This is a genomic window from Nonomuraea jiangxiensis, from assembly GCF_900099965.1.
GTDB classification, from domain to species: domain Bacteria; phylum Actinomycetota; class Actinomycetes; order Streptosporangiales; family Streptosporangiaceae; genus Nonomuraea; species Nonomuraea jiangxiensis.
On the sequence record NZ_FNDJ01000014.1, the window covers coordinates 1 to 15,025 of the forward strand.

At 70.6% G+C, this 15,025-nt stretch carries 12 protein-coding genes; 11 read left to right on the plus strand and 1 reads right to left on the minus strand.

Annotation, left to right across the window (positions count from 1 at the left end; translation table 11 throughout):
- The first annotated feature begins 252 nt into the window (after nt 1-252).
- Entirely contained in the window at nt 253-1,026 is a 774-nt protein-coding gene (locus tag BLS95_RS28930; RefSeq protein ID WP_090938130.1) for an enoyl-CoA hydratase/isomerase family protein, read from the plus strand.
- 41 nt (nt 1,027-1,067) lie between these two features.
- Here the strand turns inward: BLS95_RS28930 and BLS95_RS28935 are convergent, their stop codons facing one another.
- Nucleotides 1,068-1,928 carry a hypothetical protein gene (locus BLS95_RS28935; RefSeq protein WP_090938133.1) on the minus strand — a complete coding sequence of 287 codons (861 nt, stop codon included), beginning with the start codon at nt 1,926-1,928 and terminating at the stop codon, nt 1,068-1,070.
- Nucleotides 1,929-2,126: 198 nt separating this feature from the next.
- Between BLS95_RS28935 and BLS95_RS28940 the strand changes: the two genes are divergently transcribed.
- From BLS95_RS28940 to BLS95_RS28985, 10 genes are all read left to right on the plus strand, one after another.
- Nucleotides 2,127-2,588 carry a hypothetical protein gene (locus tag BLS95_RS28940; protein WP_176993434.1) on the plus strand — a complete coding sequence of 154 codons (462 nt, stop codon included), beginning with the start codon at nt 2,127-2,129 and terminating at the stop codon, nt 2,586-2,588.
- A 2-nt stretch (nt 2,589-2,590) separates the two neighbouring features.
- Entirely contained in the window at nt 2,591-3,814 is a 1,224-nt protein-coding gene (locus BLS95_RS28945; RefSeq protein ID WP_245765347.1) for a DUF6395 domain-containing protein, read from the plus strand.
- Between the two features lie 577 nt (nt 3,815-4,391).
- On the plus strand, nt 4,392-5,234 hold the full coding sequence (locus BLS95_RS28950; RefSeq protein WP_090938136.1) for a M55 family metallopeptidase: 843 nt from the start codon (nt 4,392-4,394) through the stop codon (nt 5,232-5,234).
- A 226-nt stretch (nt 5,235-5,460) separates the two neighbouring features.
- Complete coding sequence (locus tag BLS95_RS28955) at nt 5,461-7,011, plus strand: flavin monoamine oxidase family protein (protein WP_245765348.1); 1,551 nt, start codon at nt 5,461-5,463, stop codon at nt 7,009-7,011.
- 55 nt (nt 7,012-7,066) lie between these two features.
- Nucleotides 7,067-7,579, plus strand: coding sequence for a YbaK/EbsC family protein (locus BLS95_RS28960; protein ID WP_090938139.1), 513 nt, complete (start codon nt 7,067-7,069; stop codon nt 7,577-7,579).
- Between the two features lie 152 nt (nt 7,580-7,731).
- Nucleotides 7,732-9,891 (plus strand): serine/threonine-protein kinase, encoded by a 2,160-nt coding sequence (locus BLS95_RS57015; RefSeq protein ID WP_245765349.1) that lies wholly within the window; start codon nt 7,732-7,734, stop codon nt 9,889-9,891.
- Between the two features lie 16 nt (nt 9,892-9,907).
- Nucleotides 9,908-11,701: a serine/threonine-protein kinase gene (locus tag BLS95_RS28970; protein WP_090938142.1), complete on the plus strand. Its 1,794-nt coding sequence runs from the start codon at nt 9,908-9,910 to the stop codon at nt 11,699-11,701.
- 35 nt (nt 11,702-11,736) lie between these two features.
- Nucleotides 11,737-12,963, plus strand: a complete 1,227-nt coding sequence (locus BLS95_RS28975; protein ID WP_090938143.1) for a serine/threonine-protein kinase — start codon at nt 11,737-11,739, stop codon at nt 12,961-12,963.
- A 228-nt stretch (nt 12,964-13,191) separates the two neighbouring features.
- The gene (locus BLS95_RS28980; protein WP_090938146.1) at nt 13,192-13,971 is read left to right on the plus strand and encodes an electron transfer flavoprotein subunit beta/FixA family protein; all 780 of its coding nucleotides are present in this window, start codon (nt 13,192-13,194) and stop codon (nt 13,969-13,971) included.
- 20 nt (nt 13,972-13,991) lie between these two features.
- Complete coding sequence (locus BLS95_RS28985) at nt 13,992-14,945, plus strand: electron transfer flavoprotein subunit alpha/FixB family protein (RefSeq protein ID WP_090938149.1); 954 nt, start codon at nt 13,992-13,994, stop codon at nt 14,943-14,945.
- Nucleotides 14,946-15,025 lie beyond the last annotated feature (80 nt).

A 15,025-nucleotide genomic window follows, 5' to 3' on the forward strand; every position in this document is an offset into this window, starting at 1 on the left:
GCTCGGCCGCCGCCGCCCGTTGGCCGCCCGCGCGGCCTTCGCCCGCTGACCGCCTGCTCGGCCGCCGCCCGTTGACCGTCCGCGCAGCCCCCGCCTGCTGACCGTCCGCGCAGCATTCGCCTGGTGACCGCCCCGCTCCGCCCTCGCCCGCTGACCGTCCGCGCAGCCTTCCTCTGGTGACCGTCCGCTCCGCCGCCGGGTGGGCCGCGTCGTGGGAGGGATCATGGATCTCGGCTCTGTTAGGTTCGAGCCATGGCTGAGTTTGTGAGCGTCGAGGTGGCCGACCAGATCGCCACGATCCGTCTTGACCGTCCGAAGATGAACGCCCTCAACGGCCAGGCCCAACGGGAGATCGACGAGGCGGCCCGCCTGGTGGACGCCGACAGCCAGGTGCAGGCCGTCATCCTCTACGGCGGGGAGAAGGTCTTCGCCGCGGGTGTGGACATCAAAGAGATGGCCGACATGTCCTATGCCGACATGTCCACCCATTCCCGTACGCTCCAGGCCTGCTTCACCTCGGTCTCCCAGATCGGCAAGCCCGTCATAGCCGCCATCACCGGATACGCCCTGGGCGGCGGCTGTGAGCTGGCCCTCTGCGCCGACTTCAGGGTGGCGGGGGAGTCGGCCAAGCTGGGCCAGCCGGAGATCCTGCTCGGCCTCATCCCCGGCGCGGGCGGCAGCCAGCGCCTGCCACGCCTGATCGGCCCGGCACGGGCCAAGGACCTGATCTTCACGGGCCGCCACGTCCCCGCCGCCGAGGCACTGGCGCTGGGCCTGGTCGATCGGGTGGTCCCCGACGAGCAGGTGTACACGGCCGCCCTGGAATGGGCCGCCACGTTCGTCGGCGGCCCCGCGGTCGCTCTGCGTGCCGCCAAGCAGGCCGTGGACCAGGGCCTGGAGGTGGACCTGGACACCGGGCTGGAGATCGAGCGCCTGCAGTTCTCCGGCCTTTTCGCCACGGAGGACGCCAGGATCGGCATGCGGGCGTTCATGGACAAGGCCAGGCCCAAGTTCACCGGCGAATAGCGGTGGAAGGGCGCGGCTTGCCGGCCGGGGCCGACGGGCTGCTATTCGAAGAGTTCGTCGACGGTCAGCGCGGTGGCCGCCCGGTGCGCCCAATCGTCCAGCCGCTCCTGGTCCGTACATGACGTGATGGCCGTGAGGGCGTCGTCGGAGACGGCCACGCCCCGGGCCTTCAGCACGGTCAGTACGGCCCTGGCCTTGCCTTCCGACAGCCCGGCGGCGCGGCCGTTCGTGAAGTGCTCGCGGGCGAACGGGCTGTAGACCGGCCACGTGGCGGACGACATGATCTCCTCCATGACCTGCCTGACGTCGGCGGAGGCCAGGCAGTAGGCGTATTCGTGGTACTGGGCGCCGTGGTCCTCGTCGACCTTGGACAGCGCCGACAGGAACGTTTCGACCACCTCTCGATCCTTGCCGTGCGCCACGACTGACAGGACGGCCAGTTCCAGACAGTCGGCGGCCTCGGACGGGTCCGAGAAGATCGTGATCTGGTCGGGGCCGACGACCAGCGGGTGCAGGACGTACCCCGGCAGGCTGGTGACGATCGGCTGCGAGGCCCAGGCGGCGACCTGCGGGTCGGGGGCGAGGACGAGCAGGAGCACGGGCCGGTTCAGCCGGAGCCAGACCCCGGCGGCCCGCCGCGCCCAGTCCTGCCGCTCCTCCTCGCGCAGGGCCTGCTGCATCTCGACGATGACCCCGTGGGAGGGCTCGCACCGCCGACCGACGGAGAAGAACAGGTCGAGGTCGCGATCGAGGACGGGAATGTCCTTCAGGTCGGTGGGGGCGACCTCGACCAGCGTGTCCGCCGGGAGGTCGATCTCGAAGGCGTCGTCCAGGAGCTCGATGGCGAGGGTCGGCCGGTTCCGAAACAAGGCGTTCAAGGCGTCATGCACGGAGGTGGGCATGTCGCTGAACGTTAGCAGCCATGCACGTTCTGTGCTCGATCTTTAGGTGAACCGATCACCGCCATGCTGTCCCTCGCCACCGCGCTTGCCCGATGTATCCGGCCTTTCTGGCGCATTCCGACAAACCGGACGGGCAATGCCAACCTATTCGGGGAGGCCGTCCTTTTGGATGATGGTTTGCCACTATGGTGGCGTTTCATGATGCGCGTCCTGGTCCCCGCGCGGCTCCGGAAGGCCGTGCGTACGTGGTTCGACTCCCGCTACATCTCGATCGCTGATCACCGTCAGGACATCAGGGACGCGCTCTGGGAAGTCCAGACCCTCCGGCGCGAGATGGCGACTCTCCAGAGTGAGGTGGAGCGGCTGCGGACCGCCCGCCCGCCCGTGGCCGACAAGGCGAAAATCGATGAGGCCCGCAGGCTCGCCCAGGAGACGGCCAAGGCCCTGGACGGCGTGCTGCAGAACGAGGTACTCGTCTGGCAGGCCATCGACGACCTCCGCGCCCGCCAGGACGCCGCCGAGACCGCGGCCGCACCTGCGTCCGGCGGGGCCACGGGCACCCCGGTGTTCAGCGGGCCCGCCGGACCCTCGGGTGCCGGCCGGGGCGCGGTCGCGAGGCTCTCCTCCGACGAGGGCCTGGTACGGCGGGAAGGTCAGTAGCCGTGCGTGTGCAGTGGCGCAGTACGTCCGGAGAGACCGGTGTGGAGCTGACCTTCCGGCTCGATCCGGAGGACGAGATCACCGGAAAGGCCAGCGACGACTATCCCGTCAAGCTGGCCACGAACTCCTGCTCCATCGGCGGCGTTCCGGACGACGCCCACCCGGACCTCTTCGCTCTCGCCGCCTGGACGATCGTGGCGCCGTGGACCAGGAAGCGGATCACGTTCGACCGCGCCATATCCCCCGAACTCGCCCAGGCCATCCACGACGGCTGGGGCATCGAGGCGGGACCGGTCGGGGTGGAGTCCCGCCCGGCGGGGAGCACGCTGGCGATCTCGTACAGCGGCGGCGCGGACTCCGTGGCGGCGGCCACCATGTACCCGGAAGCCCCGTTCCTGCACTTCCGCCGCGTGGATCACCCACGCATCCCCAACCGCTGGACGCACTACCGCTCCGACGTGCTGGCCGAGCTGGCCACCAAGACCGGGCGTGAGTTGACCACCGTCACGTCGGACCTTGAGTTCACGCTGGCCGAGCCCCGCCCGGGCTACCCCGAGCACCACGCGGTGGCGGCAGGCGCGTTACTCCTCGCCGACCGGCTGAACCTCGGCGCCCTGGGCTTCGGCTATGAACTCGGTTCACGCTGGCTCGGCGGTGACCGCTACGTGGGTCACTACACGCCCGACAACCCCATGTGGGCGCCGCACGGCGCGTGGGGCACGTTATTCGCCGTGGCGGGCGTGCACATCGTGCTCCCCGTGGGCGGTGTGAGCGAGGCGGTCACCATGCGCCTGGCGCTGCAGTCCGACCTCAAGGACAAGGTGCGCTGGTGCCTGCGAGGCACCGACGGCCCCTGCCGCACCTGCGGCAAGTGCCTCTACAAGGAGCTCATCCAGGCCGCCGTCGAACGCCGCCCGCTCAACACGCCCCTCACCGCCCAGAGCAAACCCGCCCAGAAGTGGCTGGAGCAGCCGCCCTACGGCGGCCAGGAGATGGTCGAGTACGGGCTGGCGCGCATCCCCGGCATCGAGCGCACGCTGTTCGCCAAGGCACTGGACTACTTCGAGGCCACGGAGGAGTCGACGAGCTGGCTCGACCACTGCTACCCACCGGCCATCGACGAGATCCCGGCCCAGTGGCGCGACCAGGCGGCCGCGTTCATCACGGCGAACGTGGGCTTCATGACGGAGGCCGAGATACACCGGGTGGAGACATGGGGCCTCTAACCCCCGGGCCCCTTCCCGGCCCCGGCCTGTACGACTTCCAGCCCAGCCCCCGCCGTCACCAGCCCCCGCCCTTCCCAACCCACGCCCTGGTATCCCGACCGCCGACCCCCGGATCCGCCCAGCGCCCGTCGTGTCCAGCGCCCGTCCTCCCCAACCCGCGCCCTGGTGTCCCGATCGCCGGCGCCCTGGACCCGATGTCCCCGCCTCGACCGCCGGTTGCCGTCGAGTCGATGGGCCGGGGTTGGGTGGTCCGTGGTCAGAGGGCTGGAGCGTTGGTCGGGATGGTGGGGCTGGGGGCGGGTGGGGTCGGCGAGCCGCCTATGGTTGCCGTCAGCGGTGCTGGTCGGATCCCGGTCGCACGGCTTGGAAGGTCACACGCACGGCTTGGAAGGTTGCCCGGACGACCTGGGTGGTCGAACGAGCGGCTTGGAAGGATGCACGGGCCGGGCTGGAAAGACGTACAGACCGGGCTGGAGCTGGAAAGTCGTACGGGCCGGGGTGGAAGTCGTACGGCTGGAAGGTGGCGTGCGTGAGGGGTGACCGGCGGGTTCGTGTAAGGCGAGGAGGGTGAAGGCGCGTGAAGGTTTATCTGTCGGTGGACATGGAGGGCGTGACGGGGTTGACCGACCCCGAGGAGATGCATGCCGGTAAGCGCGGCTACGAGCGTGGTTGCGAGTTGATGACCGCCGACGCCAACGCCGCCGTCGACGGCGCCTTCACTGCCGGGGCGTCCAGCGTGCTGGTCAACGATGCCCACGGGTCCACCAAGAACCTCCGGATCGACCTGCTGGATCCCCGGGCCAGCCTCATCCGGGGTCCGGGCAAGGCGCAGCGGATGGCCCAGGGGCTGGACGGATCATTCCAGGCCGCCTGTTTCGTGGGCTACCACGCGCGGGCGGGCGTGCCGCACGGCGTCCTGAACCACACCTGGATGGGCAAGGAGATCCAGAACGTCTACCTCAACGGCGACCTGTGCGGCGAGACCCGGCTCGTCGCTGCGTGCGCCGGGTTCCACGGGGTGCCGGTCGTGGTGGTGACCGGGGACGAGGCCGTCGGTGAAGAGGCACGCGAGCTGCTCGGCGACGTCGAGACGGTCGCGGTGAAGAAGGGGATCGACAAGTTCTCAGCCGAGTTGCTGCCGCCCAGCGTCGCCCAGGAACGGATCCGTGAGGCCATGGTGCGCGGGCTCGGCCGGTTGAGCGACTTCACACCGTACGAGGTGGCGGCGCCGTACACGCTGGGGGTGGAGTGGAACTCCACCGCCATCGCCGCGGCCGTGGCGCTCATCCCCGGGGTGAAGTCGGTCGGGGCGCGTCACACGGAGTTCACCACGGATGACTTCACCCAGATCATGGCCCTGTTCGGCATCTTCGCCACCATCGGAGGCCAGATCGCCTGCGGCAGCGGCCCCTACGGCTGACCGGCCCCTCCGCTGACCGGCCCCTCCGCTGACCGCCGCCAGCGAGGAGCGGACGAAACGCAGCAGGACAAGCGGGTTCGCCGCAGGGCCGGGCCGGGCGAATGGGAGCAGGCAGGTCGGGGCGCTGCGGGCGAGGGTGGCGTAGTGGGGCATGGTAAGGGGCTCGTCGCACGTGGGGGCGGGTTGAGGACTGGTTGTTGGGATCGGGTGTAGGGAGCGGTTGGACGTGGAAGGCGCGGCACTGACTCGGCGGGGGCTGCTCGTCGGGATCGGGGCGGTGGGTGGCGCGGGCGCCATGTACGCCGCCATGGGCGCCCTCGGCCTGGCACCGGCCGAGCAGGACAAGGAGTTCGTGGCCCCCAGGCCCGGCGACTTCGCCCTGCGCGGCAAGGGTGCGGCCAAGGTGGTGATCCTCGGCGCCGGCGTGGCCGGCCTGACGGCCGCGTACGAGCTCGGCAAGGCCGGCTACGACTGCACGCTCCTCGAAGCCAGGAGCAAGGCGGGCGGCCGGAACCTGACGTTGCGCGGCGGAGACCGGCTGACGGAGCTGAAGGGCCCCGCGCAGGACGTGAAGTTCGGCGAGGGCCTGTACTTCAACGCCGGCCCCGGCCGGATCGCGCCCTGGATGGTGACCCTCGACTACTGCCGCGAGCTGGGCATCCCCATCGAGACGTTCATCAACAACAACGCCGCCGCCTACGTGCACACCAACGGCCGGACCGTCCGCGCGCGCACCGCCCGAGCCGACATGTACGGATCTGTCGCCGAATTACTCGCCAAGGCCACCGACATCGGCGCCCTGGACAAGGTCATCACCAAGGCCGACCAGGAGCGCCTGCTGGACTTCCTCAGAAGGTTCGGCGACCTCGGCCCCAAGCTGGACTACGTCGACTCCGACCGGCGCGGTTTCGTGAAATTTCCGGCGCTCGACACCGGCACCCCGATCCCGCCCCCCGGCACCCTCCACCAGATCCTCGCGGCCGGCACCGGCCGCTCCATCACCAACGACTTCGGCTACGACCAGGCCTCGCCCATGTTCCAGCCGGTCGGCGGCATGGACGCGATCGTCGCCAAGCTCACCGAGGCGGTCGGCCAGGACCGCATCAGAACGGGCACCAAGGTCACCAAGATCACGTCGATGGCGGACGGCGTGGAGGTCGTCTGGAACGGCGGCAGCCTCAAGGCCGACTACTGCATCGCCGCCCTCCCGCCGCACGTCCTCGCCAGGATCCCGCACAACCTCGGCGCCCAGATCACCTCCGCGCTCGCGACCCCGGTCCCGGTGGCCGCCGGCAAGATCGGCCTGGAGTACTCCAGGCGCTGGTGGGAGCTGGAGGACCGCATCTACGGCGGAGTGACCGAGACGGACCTGGACATCACCCACATCTGGTATCCCTCCCACGGCTACCACAGCGAACGCGGCCTCGTCGTCGGCTACTACAACTCCGAACGCGAGGCCGAGCTCTACGGAGCCCTCACCCCGGAAGACCGCAGGAGCAGGGCGCTCACCCAGGGCAAGAAGATCCACGGCGAGAAGTACCGCCAGAACGTCCTCTCCAGCGTCTCCATCGCCTGGGAGCGCCAGGAGCACATCCAGGGAGGCTGGGTACGCTGGCCGGACTTTGATTCGTCCTTCACTCTTCTGCAACGCCCGGCCGGAAGGGTCTACTTCGCGGGCGACTGGCTCACCCACCTGATCGCCTGGCAGGCCGGGGCCATGGAGTCGGCCCGCGCCGCGGTCACGCAGTTGCACCAGCGAGTGTTGCAATCCCCGTGACAGCGCACCTCCGGGGCGGCGTTAGGGTCCTGGGAGGAGCGATCGAGGAGATGGGATGACGTTGCACTGGGTGCCCGCGACCGAGCGGACCGACCTGCTGGCCGATCCGGTGGCGCTCGCCGTGCCGGACGTCGGCGGCGTCGAGGTGGCGGAGATCGATCCCGAGCTGGCCGACACGGCGGCGTTCTGCGAGCGCTACGGCGTCAGGCTCGACGAGTCGGCCAACTGCGTGGTCGTGGCCGCCAAGCGGGGCGGCGAGACGCGTTACGCGGCGTGCATGGTGCTCGCGACGATGCGGGTGGACGTGAACGGCGTGGTCCGCAAGCACCTCGACGCCCGCAAGGCGAGCTTCGCGCCGATGTCGGACGCGGTGGAGCTGACCGGGATGGAATACGGCGGCATCACCCCGCTGGGCCTGCCGGGCGACTGGCCGGTGCTGGTGGACACGCACGTGGCCGAGCACGCCCGCGTGGTGATCGGCAGCGGCGTACGCAGATCGAAACTCGCCGTATCAGGGGCCGCGCTCGCCGGTCTGAAGAGTGCAGAGGTGCTTTCCCTGGCCGGTTGACGGCCTGCCGGGCGCCTCGACGGAAAACTGAAGCCGATTCGAGACCGTTGGATGGGAAACCGATGAGGCGTTTCTGGACGTTGTACGAGTGGGAATGTGGCCTCATGGTTCATCTCGTGGGCGGGGATTAAGCCGGTATGGTGCTTCATGCCATGAACGATGACCGACTAGGCCCTTACCGGCTGCTCAGGCGGCTCGGTGAAGGCGGGATGGGCGTTGTCCACCTGGCCGTCGACCCGCAGGGGCGGCAGGTGGCGGTCAAGGTCCTGCGTGGAGAGGTCGCCGGTGACGAGGTCGCCAGACGGCGGCTTGCGCGCGAGGTCGAGACGATGCGCCGGGTGCGGAGCAAGTTCATCGCCGAGGTGCTCGACGCCGACGTGACAGGTCATCGTCCGTACATCGTCACCCGTTACGTCCCCGGACGCGGGCTGGACGAGATCGTCAAGTCCGACGGGCCGCTCGACCTGCCGGCGCTGATCAGGGTCGCCCACGGGGTGGCCGAGGCGCTGGCCGTGGTGCACTCCGTGGGCGTGATCCACCGCGACCTCAAGCCGGGCAACGTGCTGATCCTCGACGGCGAGCCCGTTCTGATCGACTTCGGCATCGCGCAGGCGGTCGACGCGACCAGGCTGACGCAGACGGGCATGTTCATCGGCACGCCCGGCTACCTCGCGCCCGAGATCATCGAGGGGCAGGAGGCGGGCCCCGAGGTCGACATCCACGCCTGGGCGGGCACGCTGCTGTACGCGGCCACCGGCCAGCCGCCCTTCGGCAAGGGCACGCTGGAGATGATCTTCTACAACATCACCGCGGGCAAGGCCGACATCAGCGCCGCCCCGGCGACGTTGCAGCCTCTGCTCAAGTCGGCCTTCCACCGCAATCCGAACAAGCGCCCCAAGGCGCCCGAGCTGGCCGAGCAGGCCGCCAGGCTGCTGCCCGCGTCGCCACCGGGCGGCCGGCCGGACGAGATCTCGACCGTGCCGCGCCCCGATTCGCGGCCGGCGGCGGACCACGGGGCCCCGCCGCCCTTCCGGCAGCGCATCGACCTCCCCTCGCCGCCTCCCCACCAGGCGTCGGGTGACTTCGCCTCCCCGCCTCCTCACCAGGCGTCGGGCGATTTCGCGCCCCCGGCTGCCCACCAGCAGGCGGGTGACTTCGCGACCCCGCCCGGTCACCAGCAGTCCGGTGACATCGCGGCGCGGCTGCAGCCGTCCGGGACGGCCGACAGGCCGTCCTACGAGATGTCCACGCCTCCGGTGACGCCCAAGCGGCTGCTGGAGAGCCAGGAGCAGCAGCAGGCCACGCCGCCGCCGGACCAGCCCTACGTCTCGCTCCTGCCCAACCAGGCAGACCCGTGGCCGACCCGCCGGGTCTCGCCGGAGGAGCTGCGGCAGATCCAGCGCGAGGCCGCCGCGCAGTCGCAGTCGCAGCCGTGGCAGCAGCCGCCGCCGGCCAACGACCACGGTCGCCCAGCCCCCGACGGGGACGTGCCCACCAGGCGGGTGCGTCCAGACTCGTCCGAGTTCGTCAGGCCCAACCAGGGCCCGCCGCCCAACTCGGGCCCGATGGCCGGCGCCGTCAACCCCGAGCCGCCCGACTACAGGCGCGGCCCGAGTCCGGCCCATCCGCCGCCCTACATCCCGGCGCAGCCGCAATTCCCGCCGGACCCGATGACCAAGCGGGAGCCGTACATCCCGTCCGTGCCACCGGGCAGGATGTTGCAGCGTTCGAAGGCGTACGGCGTGGCGAGCGCCATGTTGCTGGTCCTCATGATCGTGGCGGCCGTGTTCGCGCCCGTCCTGGTGGCGATCGTGGCGCTCCCGGTCGCGATCCTGCTGCGCGCGGCCGACCTGGCCCAGCCACAGCTGACGGGGCGCAGGGCGGCGGGGGCCGCGGCGCTGGACGTGGTCAGGGTGTTCGCCCAGCCGCAGGCGCTGGCCAAGTCCGTCGGCATCACGATCGCCCTCATGCTCTACGCGCTCATCCTCGGGCTGCCGGTGACGTTGCTGCTCACGGTGGCCGCGAAGATGGCCTCCGCCAACGCCCTGGCATGGGGTGCGGCGATCGCGCTGTGGACCCTGTGCGCGGGTCCCGGAGTCGAGGGTCCTGGCAAACAGATGCGCAGAACGCTCTCATCGCTCGTACCCTCAAGAACAGCGGCGATGGTGACCGCGGGAGCGCTGGCGGTGGGCGCCGTGCTCTCGTTGATCCTCGCCGCGGGCACGTTCGGGGACACGCCAAGGGGGGCTGTATGGACTCCACTGGACGTCAGCGCAGTGACGAAGCTGCTCGACGACTTGAAGGGTGGCTGATGCTGGGAAGGCGGCGATGAGCATCCAAGCACCAGAGCGCCTTGGGCCCTACCGGCTGGTCAGGAAGATCGGCGAGGGCGGCATGGGAGTCGTCCATCTGGGCATCGACGGCGAGGGCCGCGAGGTCGCCATCAAGGTCCTGCATCCGCACGTGGCCGCCGACCTCAAGGCCCGTGACCGGCTGACCCGCGAGGTCGAGACCATGCGCCGGGTGCGCAGCGCATACGTCGCGGAGGTGATCGACGCCGAGCTCGTCGGTGGCCAGCCGTACGTGGTGACCCGCTTCGCCCCCGGCCGCACCCTGGAGGACACCGTCCTGTCCGAGGGGACCCTGGAGGCGCGCCGGCTCATCAAGCTCACCCAGGGGCTCTGCCAGGCGCTGGTGGCCATCCACGCGGCCGACGTCATCCACCGCGACTTCAAGCCGTCCAACGTCATGCTGGTCGACGGCGAGCCGCTGGTCATCGACTTCGGCATCGCCCACCTGGTGAACGCGACCAGGCTCACGCAGACGGGCATGTTCGTCGGCACGCCGGGCTATCTGGCGCCGGAGATCATCCGCGACTCCGAGATCACCCAGGCGGCCGACGTGCACTCGCTGGCCTCGACGGTGTTCTTCGCCGCGACCGGGGTGCCGCCGTTCGGCACGGGAACGTTCGAAGCGATCTGCTACAACATCATGGAAGGGCGGGCGCAGCTCGACAAGGCGCCCGTGTGGATGCGGAGCTGGTTCACCCGGGCACTCGACGTCGATCCGGCGGCCCGGCCCAGCGCCCAGGAGCTGCTGCGGCTGGCCAACGCGCTCGATCCGGCGGTGACCACGTTCAACGAGACGTCCTTCGACGGGCCCACGGGCACCAAGCGGTTGGGCGACCGGACGCGGACCATGGACTCCTACGCCGACCTGCTGCCGCCGGTCGACTACCGCAGGGCCGAGCCGCCGCCGCCCCCGCCACCCGCGCCGCCGCGGCGGCGTGAGGAGGAGCGTCCGCCGCCCTACCGGGAGGAGCGCCCGCCTCCCTACGTGCCCGCGCCGGTCACGGCCAGGCGGCCGGTGCCGCGGACGGACCAGCGCGTGGCGGGCTACCCGGCGCCCCGGCAGGAGCCCAAGCCCTACCAGCCGCCGCCCGCGCAGCCCGCCGAGCGCAAACGCTATCTGTTCGGCAGCCAGGTCGTGGGCCTGCTGCTGCTGGTCACGCTGGTGGCGCTGACGGTCATGATGCCGGTCGTGGTGGGCGCGGTGGCCGTCGCGCTGGCGCTGGTGCTGCGCATCGGCGAATACCTCTTCGGCGACCTGGTCAAACGCCGTCAGGTGCGCGGCAGTAGTTCGGCCGATCCCCTGCTGGTGCTGGTCGGCACCCCGTGGGCGCTGGTCAAGTCCGTGCTCGTGACGCTCGTGCACGTGCCGCTGGCGCTGCTGTTCGGCGTGTGCGCCTGGGGCGTGCTGCACTGGGCGGGCGGGATGGACACCGACCCGGCGGCCGCCTACGCGGCGGCCGCCTTCGCCGCGGGCCTGTTCCTGCTGCCCGGCGGTGGCGCGCCGCGCCAGGCCGTCACCCGTACGCTCACCGGCGTGCTCCGCAGCCCGGGCGCCGCGCTGGTGGCGGTCGTGCTGGTGGGCACGGCGGCGTTGTTCGCGGTGCTGTTCGCGATGGGCCAGGAGCCGGTGTGGCAGCCGTGGCGCGCGCCGTCGGTGGTGATCGACGACCTGGCCACCGACGCCAGGCAGAGCACGGTGGGTCTGATCACCGGCCTGATCGACAGCCTGCTGGACGGGCTGGGGCTGGGGTTCCTGACTCCCTGGAACTGAGTGTCCCGGTGAGCTCTCGGGGGGAGAGATGAGATATGAGCGAGCGCCTCGGCCCCTATGAGCTCCTTTCCCGGCTCGGGTCCGGCGGGTTCGGTGAGGTGCACCTCGCGCTGGACGCCGAGGGGCGCACGGTCGCGGTCAAGGTGCTGCACCCGCACGTCGCGGCCGACGGCGGCGCGCTGGCCAGGCTGGCGCGCGAGGTCGAGACCATGCGCAGGGTGGGCGGGCCGCACGTCGCGGAGGTGCTGGACGCCTCGCTGGAGGGCGCCAGGCCCTACCTCGTGACCCGTTACGTCCAGGGTCGCCCGCTCAGCGCCGTGCCCGTGCCGGTGGCCGACCTGCGGCTGCTGGCCGGCGGCCTGGCCGACGCGCTGCTGGCCATGCACGAGGCCGAGGTGATCCACCGCGATCTCAAACCGGCCAACGTGATGATGACCGAGGGCGAGCCGGTGGTGATCGACTTCGGCATCGCCAGCGCGCTCGACACGCTGTCCGTGACGGCCTCGGGCGCGGTGGTGGGCACGCCCGGCTACCTGGCGCCCGAGGTGCTCGAAGGGCGGAGCGCGGGCGCGGAGGCCGACGTGTTCTCGTTCGGGGCCACGCTGGCGTACGCGGCGACCGGGCGGCAGCCGTACGGGCAGGGGCCCGCCTCCGCGATCGCCTACCGCGTCGTGCACCACCCGCCCGACCTGGAGGGCGCGCCCGAGTGGCTGGCGCCGCTCTTACGCGAGTGCCTGGCCACCGACCCCGCCGCGCGGCCGACGGCCGCGCAGATCTGTGCCCGGCTGGGCGTCGAGCCGGTCTCGCACATCCGCCACGTCGCTCCCAGGGCGTCCGGCGCCCCTGTACGCTCTCCGTCCGCCACCGACGACCTGAGCACCCGGGAGTGGCGGCCGGGCCAGGAACGCCATCGCAGGTCGGTGGAGGAGTCCAGGGCCCGGCACCGGGAGAGGGTGCGCAGGCGGTGGCTGATCGGCTCGGGCCTGTTCGTGTCGCTGCTGGCGGCCGCCGCCCGGCAGCCGCTGCCGGAGGTGGCGCTGTTCCTGCTGGCCGCCTACACGCTGGGCGTGATGTCCGACGCGGGGGTGGCGCTGTTCTCGCGCAGCCCCTTCCGGCGCGGGCGGCTGGTCGCCGACCTGATCAGCGTGGCCGGCGCGGTCGGGCTCTGTTTCGGGCTTTCGACTTTCTTCAGCACGTTCACGCTGGCGTTGTTCGCGGGTACGGCACTGGTGGTGGGCATCGTCTTCCTGCTGTCGGCCTGAGGCCGGCCATAGCGAACAGAATGAAGTTCGGTATGGTGGAGGGCGATAGTGTTTTTTTCGTACCCGCCGAGTTTCACGTAGCCTACTCACGAGTAACATAATGGGGAACGCCACGGCACACCCTCTGTCAGCGGCCCGGCGGGCACCTGGCAGTCTGAAGAGCATTGCATTCCGCGCCCACCGCGACGACGCGGTGGCGCACGCGAAACGGGAGGTCGGCCACCGGCCATGAACATCGTCGTCTGCGTGAAGCAGGTCCCCGACACGGCGACCGAGCGCAAGCTGCGGTCCGATGACAAGACGCTCGACCGCGACGCCGCCGACGGCGTGGTCAACGAGCTTGACGAATATGCCGTCGAGGAGGCGCTGAAGCTCAAGGAGGCCCACGGGGGTGAGGTGACCGTGCTCACCATGGGCCCCGGCAAGGCCGCCGAAACCATCCGCAAGGCGCTGGCCATGGGCGCCGACAAGGCCGTCCACCTCAGCGATGACGCGCTGCACGGCTCCGACGCGCTGTCGACCTCGTACGCGATGGCTCAGGTGCTCAACAAGGTCGGGTTCGACCTGGTGATCCTGGGCTCGGAGTCCACCGACGCGCGGACGGGGATGCTGGCCGCCATGCTGGCCGAGCGGCTCGGCACGCCGCAGCTCACGCTGGCCAACAAGGTCGACGTCGAGGGCACCTCGATCACGATCCAGCGCATCACCGACTACGGCTACGACAAGGTCTCGGCCTCGCTGCCGGCCGTCGTGTCCGTGGTGGAGAAGATCAACGAGCCGCGTTACCCGTCGTTCAAGGGGATCATGGCGGCCAAGAAGAAGCCGGTCGAGACGCTGGCCATCGGCGACGCCTCGATCGACGCCTCCCTGGTGGGGCTGGGCGCCGCGTGGTCCTCGGTGGTCGACTTCGCGGCGGCTCCGCCGCGGGCGGCCGGCACGATCGTCAAGGACGAGGGCGACGGCGGTACGAAGGCCGCCGACTTCCTCGCCTCCAAGAAGTTCATCTGAGAACGGGGGTTTGTACTGATATGTCGGAGATTCTCGTTCTCGTCGAGCAGGTCGAAGGCGAGGTCAAGAAGGTCACGCTGGAGCTGCTGACCCTGGCCCGCTCGCTCGGCACTCCCGCGGCCGTCTGGGCCGGGCCCGGCATCACCGCCGAGGCCAAGTCCCGGCTCGCCGAATACGGCGCCGAGAAGATCTACGTCGCCGACTCCGGTGACATCGTGGACTACGTGGTCGCGCCCAAGGCCGAGCTGCTCGCCCAGCTCGTGGCCGACAAGTCCCCGGTCGCCGTGCTCGTGGCCGCCACGGCCGAGAGCAAGGAGATCGCCGGCCGGCTGGCCGTCAAGACGGACTCCGGGGTCATCACCGACGCCGTGGGCCTCGGCGAGGGCTTCGTGGCCGACCAGTCCATCTTCGGCGGCGGCGTCAACGTGCGGTCGAAGGTGAGCAAGGGCACGCCGATCGTCGCCGTACGCCCGAACTCGACCGCCCCCGTGGCCGCCTCCGGCGCGGGAGCCGAGGAGCAGGTGTCGGTCACCCTGTCCGACGCCGCCAAGGCCGCGCGCATCGTGGAACGGGTCAAGCAGGAGAAGGGCGCCCGGCCGGAGCTGACCGAGGCCGCGATCGTGGTCTCGGGAGGCCGCGGGGTGGGCTCGGCCGAGAACTTCTCGGTCATCGAGGGCCTGGCCGACGCCCTGGGCGCGGCCGTGGGCGCCTCCCGCGCCGCCACGGACGCGGGCTGGTATCCGCACCAGTTCCAGGTGGGGCAGACGGGCAAGACCGTCTCGCCGCAGCTCTACATCGCGGCCGGGATCTCGGGGGCCATCCAGCACCGGGCCGGCATGCAGACGGCCAAGACGATCGTGGCCATCAACAAGGACCCGGAGGCGCCGATCTTCGAGCTGGCGGACTACGGGGTCGTGGGCGACCTCCACCAGGTCGTCCCCCAGCTCACCGAAGAGGTCAACAAGCGCAAGTAACGGCCACAAGGTCTTCCGCTTGGGAGGCGCTACGCGCCCAGAGCGCTTTAGCCAGCGCCTCCCAAGAGGGCTCCGACCAG